Below are 11,216 nucleotides of genomic sequence, written 5' to 3' on the forward strand. Positions count from 1 at the left end.
ACGCCCCTCGTGGCGGCGATGTGTCGTACCCCACACTGGTCGACGGTGCCGTCCTGCTGCCGCATGCCCCCTCCGAACCGGCAGCGATCACCCGCCCTGGAGGTCGCCCCCCGTGCAGACCCAGACCGAGACCCCGACCGAGTCCGTGTCCGCGTCCCAGGAACAGCCACCGCGCCCGGCGGAACCAGAGCCCGACCTCGACGAGGAGCCCGAGATCCCGGTCCAGCGGCGCCGCACCGACCTCGGTGGCAACGCGCCCTCCTCCGACCTCTTCCGCCAGTACCTCCGCGAGATCGGCCGCATCCCGCTCCTCAGCGCCGCGGAGGAGGTCGACCTGGCCCGGCGCGTCGAGGCCGGACTCTTCGCCGAGGAGAAACTCGCCAACACCCCCGACCTGGACAGCCGGTTGGCGGGGGACCTGGACCGGCTCGTCGTCCTCGGCCGGATCGCCAAACGCAAACTCATCGAGGCCAACCTCCGCCTCGTCGTCTCCGTCGCCAAGCGATACGTCGGGCGCGGCCTCACCATGCTGGACCTCGTCCAGGAGGGCAACCTCGGCCTCATCAGAGCCGTCGAGAAATTCGACTACGCGCGCGGCTACAAGTTCTCCACGTACGCGACCTGGTGGATCCGCCAGGCCATGTCCCGGGCCCTCGCCGACCAGGCCCGGACCATCCGCGTCCCCGTCCACGTCGTCGAACTCATCAACCGGGTCATCCGCGTCCAGCGCCGCATGCTCCAGGAGCGGGGCTACGAACCCACCGCCGAGGAGGTCGCAGCCCAGCTCGACCTGGCCCCCGAGCGGGTCGGCGAGGTCCTCCGCCTCGCCCAGGAACCGGTCTCCCTGCACGCCCCCGTCGGCGAGGAGGACGACGTCGCCCTCGGCGACCTCATCGAGGACGGCGACGCCGCCTCACCCGTCGAGTCCGCGGCCTTCCTGCTGCTCCGCCGCCACCTGGAGGACGTGCTCTCCACCCTCGGCGAACGCGAACGGAAGGTCGTCCAGCTCCGCTACGGCCTCGACGACGGCAGGCCCCGCACCCTGGAGGAGATAGGCCGCATCTTCGGCGTGACGCGCGAACGCATCCGCCAGATCGAGTCCAAGACCCTCAGCAAACTCCGGGACCACGCCTACGCCGACCAACTGCGGGGCTATCTCGACTAGTCGAGCTCCTTGACCGTGAACGTCCACGCGCCCTCGGCGCGGAGGTGCAGCAGCTGCGGTCCCCGCGGGACCGGGACGGTCTGCCGGAGCGGCCCGATCTCGTTGAGCAGCAGGTCCATATCGGGCAGGCGTCCGCCGGTGCGTCCCTCGACCCCGTAACTCTGGATGCCGGCATAGCCGCGGCCGTCCTCCGGACTGGGCTGGAAGTCCACCCGGAGGTCCGCCCCGTTGCCGAGGTAGAGCAACAGCTCGGGGCCGTAGCCGTGCAGCGTTCCCTCCAGACGGCGGGCGGCGGCCAGGGGCTTCACCCGCAGGATCCAGCGGTTCTCGGCGCTGAGCCGCATGCGCAGCGGCCGGCCCTTGGGGACCTGGGCGAACGTGCCGCCCCGGAAGTCGGGCAGGAGGTCGTTGAAGAGGTAGGCGGTCTCGTCCTTGTTGCGTCGGTCGAGCGTGAAGAGGCCCAGGTACCCGCGGTCCTCCTGGGCGAGCTCGACGAGGACGGGGCCGTCTCCGACCCGGTCGTCCAGGGCGATCACGTCGTTGCCGAGCCCCTCGGCGACGAAGGGTTCGAAGACGGGGCCGAACTCCCATCCCTCGACGAGCTCGTACGGCCGGTCGGCCGGCGGGAACGGCCCCGCAGGAGCGGGCGTCGCGACCGCCCCCGCGGCGGCGGGCGTCGCGGCCGACTCCCCGGCGGCGGGCGTCGCGGCCGACTCCCCGGCGACGGGCGTCCCGACCGACTCCCCGGCGGCGGGCACACCCTCCACGGGCGGCGCCTCGCCCGGCATCTTCACCACACCGGTCAGCGGTACGGGCCCGGCGACGACCGGCTCCTCCTCCGCGACCTCGACCCCATACGTGGTGACGAGCCCGGCGAGCCCGGAGACGTACCCCTTCCCGACCCCGGCGAACTTCCAGCCGCCCGACTCCCGGAAGAACTCCGCGAAGGCGACGGCGGTCGCGTCCGGCGCCTCCGTCACCGTGTACGAGGCGACGGCCGCCCCGTCAGGGGCGACCGTCGTCAGGGCGCCACCGCTCGCGGTACCTGCGATCACGATCCGCTCGACGGACGCCTCCACCTCGTGCAACACGAGGACCAACTCCGCCGGTTCGTGCCGCACCGCCTGCGACGGATGGACGGGCTGCCCCTCGAAGACCATGTCCGCGTCCCCCCGGACCCGGCCGTCCGCCCCGAGCAGCAGCGCCGCCAACTCCACGCCCTGGGCGCTCACCCGCAGCGGGACCGACGGCACCCAGGAATTCTTGGTTATGTGACCCATGCCGCACATCATGCGGCATGGGTCACGTGCCGGGTCAGTCGACTTCGACGACCGCCTGCGCGAACTGCGCCGTGTACAGCCGGGCATAGGCCCCGCCGGACGCCAACAGCTCCTTGTGCGTGCCCTGTTCGACGATCGAGCCGTTCTCCATGACCAGGATGACGTCCGCGTCCCGGATCGTGGAGAGCCGGTGCGCGATGACGAACGACGTACGCCCGTGGGCCAGTCGGGCCATCGCCTTCTGGATCAGCACCTCGGTGCGGGTGTCGACCGAGCTGGTGGCCTCGTCGAGGACGAGGATCACCGGATCGGACAGGAACGCCCGGGCGATGGTGATCAGCTGCTTCTCGCCCGCGCTGACCCCCGCCCCGTCGTCGTCGAGGACGGTGTCGTACCCCTGAGGGAGGGTGCGGACGAACCGGTCGGCGTGCGCGGCCCGCGCCGCCTCCTCGATCTCCGCCCGGGTCACGTCGCGCGTCGTGCCGTACGCGATGTTGTCCGCGATGGTCCCGCCGAAGAGCCACGTGTCCTGGAGGACCATGCCGATGCCCTTCCGCAGGTCCTCGCGGGACATCTTCGCGATGTCCGTCCCGTCCAGGGTGATGCGGCCGCCCGTCACCTCGTAGAACCGCATGAGGAGGTTGACCAGGGTCGTCTTGCCGGCGCCCGTCGGGCCGACGATCGCGACCGTCTGCCCCGGCTCCACGGTGAGCGACAGGTCCTCGATGAGCGGCTTGTCCTCCTCGTACCGGAAGGACACCCCCTCCAGGGCGACCTTGCCCATGAGGTCCGCCGGGTGCTCGCTCCGCGGGGCATCCGGCTCCTGCTCCTCGGCGTCGAGGAGCTCGAAGATCCGCTCCGCCGAGGCCACGCCCGACTGCACCAGGTTCGCCATCGACGCGACCTGTGTCAGCGGCATCGAGAACTGGCGGGAGTACTGGATGAAGGCCTGCACGTCACCGATGGAGAGCGTGCCGCTCGCCACCCGCAGACCGCCGACCACGGCCACCAGGACGTAGTTGATGTTCGAGACGAAGAACATCACCGGCTGCATCACACCGCTGTTGAACTGCGCCTTGAACCCGGCCTCGTACAGCGCCTCGTTCTGCTCGCGGAAGTCCTTCGCGGACTCGTCCTGCCGGCCGAAGACCTTCACCAGGTTGTGCCCGGTGTACATCTCCTCCACGTGCGCGTTGAGCGTGCCCGTGGACTTCCACTGCTGCACGAAGTGCGGCTGCGAGCGCTTGCCGATCCTCGCCGCGACGAAGACCGAGACCGGCACCGTCACCAGCGCCACCAGCGCGAGCAGCGGCGAGATCCAGAACATCATCGCGAGCACGCCGACGATCGTGAGCAGCGAGTTGATCAGCTGGCCCATCGACTGCTGGAGCGTCTGCGAGATGTTGTCGATGTCGTTGGTCGCCCGGGACAGCACCTCGCCGCGCTTCGCCTTGTCGAAGTACGACAGCGGCAGCCGCGCCAGCTTCGTCTGGACGTCCTCGCGCATGCGGAAGACCGTCCGGTTGATCACCTTGATCGACAGACGGGTCGAGACCAGCATGAGCAGCCCCGCCGCCACGTAGATCACGAGGACCCAGAGCAGGACCTCGCCGACCGCGCCGAAGTCGATGCCCTGCCCGGGGATGAAGTCGACCCCGGACAGCATGTCCGCCATGCCGGAGTCGCCCGACGCGCGGAGCCCCGCGATCGCCTCCGCCTTCGTGGAGGCCACATCGGCCGTCTGCCGCCCGACGACACCCGCGAAGACGAGGTCCGTCGCCTTGCCGAGGATCTTCGGCCCGACCACGGAGGCCGCCACCGACAGCACACCCGCGAGCAGCATCACCCAGAGCGTGGCGCGCTCGGGCGCCAGCTGCTTGAGCAGCCGCTTGCCCGAGCCCTTGAAGTCCATCGACCGCTGGTCGGGGCCGCCACCGGCCATCATGCGTCCGCCAGGACCGGCCATCAGGCTGCCTCCGCCTCGGTCAGCTGGGAGAGCACGATCTCCCGGTACGTCTCGTTCTCCGCCATCAGCTCCTGGTGCCGGCCCGTGCCGACGACCCGGCCCTCGTCGAGGACGACGATCCGGTCGGCGTCCCGGATGGTCGCCACCCGCTGGGCGACGATCACCACCGTCGAGTCCGCCGTCTCCCGCCGGAGCGCCTCGCGCAGCAGGGCGTCGGTCTCGTAGTCCAGGGCGGAGAAGGAGTCGTCGAAGAGGTAGATCTCCGGCTTCCGCACCAGCGTCCGCGCGATCGCGAGCCGCTGCCGCTGACCGCCGGAGACGTTCGTGCCGCCCTGCGCGATCGGGGCGTCAAGCCCGTTCTCGAGCTTGCGGACGAAGTCGGCGGCCTGGGCGACCTCCAGGGCGTGCCAGAGCTCCTCGTCGGACGCGTCCGGCTTCCCGTACCGCAGGTTCGTCGCCACCGTCCCGGAGAACAGGTACGGCTTCTGCGGCACCAGGCTCACGGTCCTCGCCATCAGGGCCGGGTCGAGCTTCCGCACGTCGACGCCGTCGACGAGGACCTCGCCGCCGGTCGCGTCGAAGAGCCGCGGGACGAGCCCGAGGAGCGTCGACTTGCCGCTGCCCGTGGACCCGATGATCGCGGTGGTCTCCCCGGGCCGGGCGACGAGCCCGACGTCCTTCAGGACCGACTCCTCGGCGCCCGGGTACCGGAAGTCCGCGCTCCTGACCTCCAGGTGCCCGCGCCGGTCGAGGGTCGTCACCGGCTCGGCCGGCGGTACGACGCTGGACTCGGTCGCGAGGACCTCCTCGATGCGCTCGGCGCACACCTCGGCACGCGGCACCATCATGAACATGAAGGTGGCCATCATGACGGCCATCACGATCTGCATCAGATAGGCGAGGAAGGCCGTCAGCGCACCGATCTGCATCCCGCCGCTGTCGATGCGGTGCGCGCCGAACCAGACGACGGCCACGCTGGAGACGTTCACGACGGTCATCACGACCGGGAACATCAGCGCCATCAGCCGGCCGGTCGACATCGACACGTCGGTCAGATCGGCGTTGGCCCGGCGGAACCGCTCCTCCTCGTACCCGTCCTTCACGAAGGCCCGGATGACGCGGTTGCCGGTGATCTGCTCGCGCAGCACCCGGTTCACGGTGTCGAGGCGCTCCTGCATGGTCCGGAAGAGCGGCCGCATCCTCCGCACGATGAGGGTCACGGAGACACCGAGGACCGGCACCACCGCGAGCAGCACGGCCGACAGCGGCACGTCCTGACCGAGCGCCATCACGATGCCGCCGACACACATGATCGGCGCGGAGACCATCAGGGTGAACGCCATCAGGACCAGCATCTGGACCTGCTGCACGTCATTGGTCGTACGGGTGATCAGCGAGGGCGCGCCGAAGTGCCCCAGCTCCCGTGCGGAGAAGGACTGCACGCGGTCGAAGATCGCACCGCGCACGTCCCGGCCGAGTGCGGACGCCGTCCGAGCGCCGTAGTACACGGCCCCGATGTTGCAGACGACCTGCACGACGGAGACGCCGACCATCAGCGCGCCGAAACGCAGGATGTAGCCGGTGTCCCCGTTGACGACACCGTTGTCGATGATGTCCGCGTTCAGGGTCGGCAGGTAGAGGCTCGCGCAGGTCTGCAGGAACTGGAGCAGGACGAGCAGCGCGATGGGTTTTCGGTAGGGCCGCAGGTGGGTTCGGAGAAGTCTTATGAGCACGGGACCTACTATCGCCCGCACCCCTCCGCGAGACGACTCGGTTTCGGGGTGCGGTGCGAGCCCTGGCGAAGACTTTACGAACCGGGGGTGTGGGTCCTAGGCGTCGAACGCGCCGGGGTGGATCTGCTCCCGAGTCGCCACGTACTGCTGCCGCACGGCCTGCCCCGCGGCCGGCTCGTCACCGCCCGCCTCCAGGACCTGCGCGGCGGCCCCCTGCCAGGCGGGGGGAGCGGACGGCGACAGCGTGCCCCGCGCGACCCCGAGGGCCCAGGCGGCCTGCCGGGCGGCGCCGAGCGCCGCGTAGTCGGCCGGCTGGGGGACGACGACCTGCGCGCCGAAGAGGGCCGGTGCGAGGGCCTGTACGGCAGGGAGGCCGGCCGCGGCGCCGAGGAGGAAGATCCGCCGCACCTCGACCCCGCGGCCGCGCAGGACGTCCAGGGCGTCGGCGAGCGCGCAGAGCATGCCCTCGAACGCGGCCCGCGCCAGGTGCTCGGGCTTCATCGACTCGCGCCGCAGCCCGCTGAGCGTGCCCGCGGCGTGCGGCAGGGCCGGGGTCCGCTCGCCCTCCAGATAGGGCAGCAGGACGAGCCCGGAGGCGCCCGGCGTCGACTTCAGGGCGAGCGCGGAAAGCTCCTCGAGAGATTCCGCTCCCAGCATCTCGGCGGTGCCGCGCAGCGTCCGTACGGCGTTGGAGGTGGCGACGACGGGCAGGTGCATGCCGGTGGCGTCGGCGAACGAGGTGATCATGCCGCTCGGATCGGCGAGGGCCTCGTGGTGCACGGCCATCACGGAGCCGGAGGCGCCGAGCGAGACGACCGCGTCGCCGTGGCCGAGCCCGAGCCCGAGGGCGGCGGCCATCGTCTCGCCCGTACCGGCGGAGATGAGCAGCCCCTCGGGGGTGGTGCCGGCGGCCTCGGCCGGGCCGAGGACCTCGGGCAGTACGGCCTGGTGGCCGAGCGCGAGTTCCACGAGATCGGGGCGGTACGCGCCGGTGCCGGCCGACCAGTAGCCGGTGCCGGAGGCGGCGCCGCGGTCGGTGATGCGCCGCGCGGGCCGCCCGAGGAGCTGCCAGACGAGCCAGTCGTGAGGCTGGAGGACCATCGCGATCCGCTGCGCGTTCTCGGGTTCCGTACGGGCCAGCCAGCGCAGCTTGGCGACCGGCTGCCCGGCGCCCGGCACACAGCCGACGGCCTCGGCCCACGCCTGGCGCCCGCCGAGCGACTCGACGAGATCGGCGGCGGCGACCTGCGCCCGCTTGTCGTTGCCGACGAGCGCGGGCCGCACGAGACCGCCCTGCGCGTCGAGCGGTACGAGCCCGTGCTGCTGGGCGGAGACGCCGATGGCCTGCACGCCCTCCAGGAGCCCGCCGGTGGCGGCCTCCCCGAGGGAGAGCAGCCAGGTCTGCGGATCGACCTCGGCCGCCTTCGGGTCGCCCTGGTGGGGGGCGTATCCCTGGCGCAGCACGGCGCCCGTGTCCGCGTCACAGACGACGATGCGTGTGAACCCAGCAGAGCTGTCCAGTCCGGCGACTATCCCCATGACAGGTGATTCTGCCGCACGCGGGGGCGGAACGGGGATCAGGTGTTGCTGGTGCCCCAGTCGTCTTCCTCGACGCGCCCGTTACTCCGGCCGCGGTCGCGCAGCGCGTGGACCCGGTCCGTCACGGACGACGGCAGCCTGTCGCCCATCGTGTCGCTCACGGCGTGCATGGCCTTGCCCGCGACCTCGCGCCCGGTCTGGGCCGCCGACTCGGCGGCGTTGCGGACGGCGGGGTTCTGCGCGAGGTCCCTCGCGGACTTCTTCATCTGCTCGTAGCGCTCGCGTCCGGCCCGCGTGCCGACCACGTAACCGAGGGCGAGTCCCACGACGAACGTCAGCTTGTACCGCACGGCTGCGATCCTTCCCTGGAGGCCCTGGGGATACCGATTGGCGGAGCACCCCCCTGCTTGCGCTAATGTATGTCTCGCAGCGAGCAAGCGCCCTCCCGGTTCGGCCGGACTGGGTACGTTCGGTGCAACGCAGCAATCCCCTGTAGCTCAATTGGCAGAGCAGCCGGCTGTTAACCGGCAGGTTACTGGTTCGAGTCCAGTCGGGGGAGCGCGATCCCCTGTAGCTCAATTGGCAGAGCAGCCGGCTGTTAACCGGCAGGTTACTGGTTCGAGTCCAGTCGGGGGAGCAGAACGAAGAGGACCCTTCGGGGTCCTTTTTCGCGTGTCGGGGAACCATGCGCGGCGGGGCGTGGTCTACATGGTCAGCAGAGCCGATCTTCCGGAGCAGGAGATCGTATGAGCGGCTATGCTGCGGCAGACGGCGCGCACACATGTACGCGCCTCACCGTTCGGGGCGGTAGCTCAGCCGGTTAGAGCAGCGGACTCATAATCCGTCGGCCGTGGGTTCGAGTCCCACCCGCCCCACCACAGAAAAACGTTCTGACCTGCGAAAACGCCCCTGAAGGGGTGTTTCCGCGTGCAGCGATCGCCTCTCATCGGTGCGGCGAAGCGAGCGCACCCGGCCTGCCTTGCAGGGGTCGTACCTTCTTGACCTGCGGTTTCGGGTGCAGTGTGGATGTGGAGTCGGGTCGATGATCCCACGGCGATCCCACGGCTCCCGGGTGTGACACGCCGCACACCACGCCGAATATCTTCACCCTTGTCGACGCTCTGGCGGTCAGACGGGCGGACGCTTGTCGGCAGGGGTGCGGGGGCCGTTGAGATGACGGGGCTTCGCCGCCCTCCCCTGCATGCGCTCCAGCGCGGTCCCGAGAGTCCTGTGTCATCGTCTCGACGCCCTAGCTGTAATGCCCTGTGAGGTTGGGGGCGCATCTGAGCCGCGAAGGACCTCGACGTGGGACGCACGGCAAGGCCGCGTGTGCGGGCATCGCGCGCTGCCGCTCGGACGCCATCGCGCGCCGCCTCGCCGGCGTGGACTGGCTGACGATCGCCCGCAAGCTCGCCGCCGACCCCGCTGTCGACAGCGACGGCATCGACCACCCGCAGGGAGGGGTACGGCATGGACGGGTACCGGAAGAAGCGGGCCCCGCCGAGCGACGAGGCCCTGATCCACGATCCACCGCTTGCGCGTTGAGCAAGTGGTGAGCGGAGCCTTGATGGTCGTGGAGGGGGCCGGAGCTTCACAGCCTTTGGTCAGGAGTAGAAGCCCCGGCCGCTTGTGGTGGTGCCGTTGGTGTCAGAACAGGTGGTTGAACTCGCCCCAGCCGCCGCCGATCCTGGTCCGGGAGGCGAACGGGGCGGTCGCCTTGCCGGTGCCCTTGTAGAGCCAGAGGACGCCCGCCCTGTCGCGGGCGACCGCGTCGGCGCGGCCGTCGTCGGTGAGGTCGCCGGTGACGACGAGCTGGTCGTAACCGCCCCAGCCCGCGCCGACACGGGTCCGGGAGGCGTACGGGGCCGTACCGCTACCCGTGCCCTTGTATAGCCACATGACACCGGCCTTGTCCCGGGCCAGGAGGTCGGGGCGCCCGTCGCCGGTCAGATCGTCGCCGCCGGCGAGCCGGTCGTAACCGCCCCAGCCCGCGCCGACTCGGCCCCGCGCTTTGAACCGATTGCCGTCGACCAGTCGGCCGGTCCCCTTGTACAGCCACAGCACGCCGGCCTTGTCGCGGGCGAGGAGGTCGACGTACCCGTCCCGGTCGAGGTCACCGGCGCCGTTGATGCGATCGTAGGTGTTCCAGCCGGTGCCGACGCGGACGCGGGGTGCGAAGGGCTTGTCGGCGACGAGCTGGCGGTCGTAGTACCAGAGGGTGCCGGAGGAGTCGCGGGCGACGACGTCGCCCAGGCCCCGGGTGACGGCGGACGGCTTCACGCTGCCGGGGACGTAGGGGGCCTGCGTGGAGGGGGACAACGAGGTGAGGGCCGTGTACGCCTGCCAGCCGGATCCGATCAGGTCCCGGAAGGCGAGCGGCGCTTCGGCGTTGCGCGTGCCGGAGTACTTCCACAGCTTGCCGGTGCTGTCGCGGGCCATGAGCCCGTGGAAGGGGCGGACCGGGCTGCCCTGGACGGTGAACGGGGCGCTGGTCTGGCGGACGTCGGCCTCGGGGGGAGTGGCAGCGGTGTAGAGGTTGTAGTTGGTGTAGGCCACGTACTTCTGGGCGTACTGGCCCGGCGCGCTGGTGAGCTCGTAGCTGATGACGTGATCGCCGGGTTCGAGCTCGCAGTACAGATTGGCCCCAGCTGTCCCCGAGTCGAGTTCGGGAATGGGCACGCTGCATTCGGCGCCCGCGTCGGGGGTCGGCTTGCCGAGGCGGATGACCGGCGTAGCCCTGAGGAGCTGGCCCGGGGCTTTGGTGAAGCGCAGGGCGAGCGTTCCGGCGTCCGCGGCGTGGATGCGGAGCTGCTGTCGGACCGTGCCGCCGTCCGGGACGGGCGGGGTGTCGAAGGCGACGGTGTTGAGTGCGGCGGATGCAGCGGACTTGACCGTGACCTTGGCAGTGCCGCGCCCCCCGTCCGCCGGGAGGCTGCCCGCGCTGCGGGCCTCCTTCACCGCCGTGGCGAGATTGCCACCGTCCGGCATGTAGGCGAAGCCCCAGTACAGGGTGGTGTCGGTGGCGTCGGCGGGGACGGTGGCGTCGGGGTCGCCGGTCATCGGCGTTTCACAGACGAAGACGCCCGTGTATCCGGCGGGCTGGGTGCAACTGTTGGCGTGGACGAGGTATCCCTTGGGGAGTCCTGCCCCGGCGCCCGCGGGATCGGTCATCGGCTTCGTGCCGACGGTGATGACGACCTTCCCCCAGAGGGTCGTGCCCGACTCGATGATCGGGAAGAAGCGGGGCATGGAGCCCGGCCCTGCCACCACGTCGTATCCCGTCAGGCGCAGCTCGTCGGCCGCGGATGCGGTGGGCGGGGCGAGGAGGGTTCCCGCAGTGAGGAGACCGGCGGCCGCGGCGAGCGTGGCCGTGCGGCGGATGAGACGTCTCATGAGTCCTTCGCAGGGGTGTGGGTGTCCGCGGCGATGTGGCGCTGCGGCTGGGTTGTGGTGGTGACGAAGGCCTTGCTTGACGGCAGGCGTGCCACGCCTCGGGGGAGACGTGCCACGCCTGCCGTCAAGACTGATGGCCG

The 11,216-nt window shown here is 70.7% G+C and carries 6 protein-coding genes, 3 tRNA genes and 1 pseudogene; 4 read left to right on the forward strand and 6 right to left on the reverse strand.

Annotated features, from left to right (window positions below; genetic code table 11):
* Positions 1-63: 63 nt before the first annotated feature.
* Positions 64-1,165, forward strand: a pseudogene (locus tag ACFWWU_RS29820) (sigma-70 family RNA polymerase sigma factor).
* Here ACFWWU_RS29820 and ACFWWU_RS29825 read toward each other — a convergent pair.
* The 5 genes from ACFWWU_RS29825 to ACFWWU_RS29845 all read right to left on the reverse strand — a co-directional run bounded on the left by ACFWWU_RS29825 (position 1,162) and on the right by ACFWWU_RS29845 (position 8,033).
* Positions 1,162-2,445: a TerD family protein gene (locus tag ACFWWU_RS29825; RefSeq protein WP_384149710.1), complete on the reverse strand. Its 1,284-nt coding sequence runs from the start codon at positions 2,443-2,445 to the stop codon at positions 1,162-1,164. The pseudogene ACFWWU_RS29820 and the gene ACFWWU_RS29825 sit on opposite strands and share 4 nt — an antisense overlap.
* Before the next feature lie 34 nt (positions 2,446-2,479).
* Entirely contained in the window at positions 2,480-4,411 is a 1,932-nt protein-coding gene (locus tag ACFWWU_RS29830; RefSeq protein ID WP_384149713.1) for an ABC transporter ATP-binding protein, read from the reverse strand.
* Positions 4,411-6,144: an ABC transporter ATP-binding protein gene (locus ACFWWU_RS29835; protein ID WP_384149716.1), complete on the reverse strand. Its 1,734-nt coding sequence runs from the start codon at positions 6,142-6,144 to the stop codon at positions 4,411-4,413. The genes ACFWWU_RS29830 and ACFWWU_RS29835 overlap by 1 nt, the downstream gene beginning before the upstream one ends.
* A 96-nt stretch (positions 6,145-6,240) precedes the next feature.
* Positions 6,241-7,683, reverse strand: a complete 1,443-nt coding sequence (locus tag ACFWWU_RS29840; protein WP_384149719.1) for an FGGY family carbohydrate kinase — start codon at positions 7,681-7,683, stop codon at positions 6,241-6,243.
* Positions 7,684-7,721: 38 nt separating this feature from the next.
* On the reverse strand, positions 7,722-8,033 hold the full coding sequence (locus tag ACFWWU_RS29845) for a YtxH domain-containing protein (protein ID WP_384149722.1): 312 nt from the start codon (positions 8,031-8,033) through the stop codon (positions 7,722-7,724).
* 136 nt (positions 8,034-8,169) lie between these two features.
* Here ACFWWU_RS29845 and ACFWWU_RS29850 point away from each other — a divergent pair.
* The 3 genes from ACFWWU_RS29850 (at position 8,170) to ACFWWU_RS29860 (ending at position 8,561) form a co-directional block, all read left to right on the forward strand.
* Positions 8,170-8,242 (forward strand) — tRNA-Asn (locus ACFWWU_RS29850).
* A gap of 5 nt (positions 8,243-8,247) precedes the next feature.
* Positions 8,248-8,320, forward strand: a tRNA-Asn gene (locus ACFWWU_RS29855).
* 164 nt (positions 8,321-8,484) lie between these two features.
* Positions 8,485-8,561 (forward strand) — tRNA-Ile (locus ACFWWU_RS29860).
* A 769-nt stretch (positions 8,562-9,330) separates the two neighbouring features.
* Here the strand turns inward: ACFWWU_RS29860 and ACFWWU_RS29865 are convergent.
* Positions 9,331-11,076 carry an FG-GAP repeat domain-containing protein gene (locus tag ACFWWU_RS29865; RefSeq protein WP_384149724.1) on the reverse strand — a complete coding sequence of 582 codons (1,746 nt, stop codon included), beginning with the start codon at positions 11,074-11,076 and terminating at the stop codon, positions 9,331-9,333.
* Between the last annotated feature and the right edge of the window lie 140 nt (positions 11,077-11,216).

Source organism: Streptomyces sp. NPDC058650 (assembly GCF_042717315.1).
In the GTDB taxonomy this organism is placed as follows: Bacteria; Actinomycetota; Actinomycetes; order Streptomycetales; family Streptomycetaceae; genus Streptomyces.

Excerpts from the sequence above, each read along its gene's own strand:
- ACFWWU_RS29825 (WP_384149710.1), bottom strand. The coding sequence starts at position 2,445 with ATGGGTCACATAACCAAGAATTCCTGGGTGCCGTCGGTCCCGCTGCGG.
- ACFWWU_RS29830 (WP_384149713.1), bottom strand. The coding sequence starts at position 4,411 with ATGGCCGGTCCTGGCGGACGCATGATGGCCGGTGGCGGCCCCGACCAG.
- ACFWWU_RS29840 (WP_384149719.1), bottom strand. The coding sequence starts at position 7,683 with ATGGGGATAGTCGCCGGACTGGACAGCTCTGCTGGGTTCACACGCATC.
- ACFWWU_RS29865 (WP_384149724.1), bottom strand. The coding sequence starts at position 11,076 with ATGAGACGTCTCATCCGCCGCACGGCCACGCTCGCCGCGGCCGCCGGT.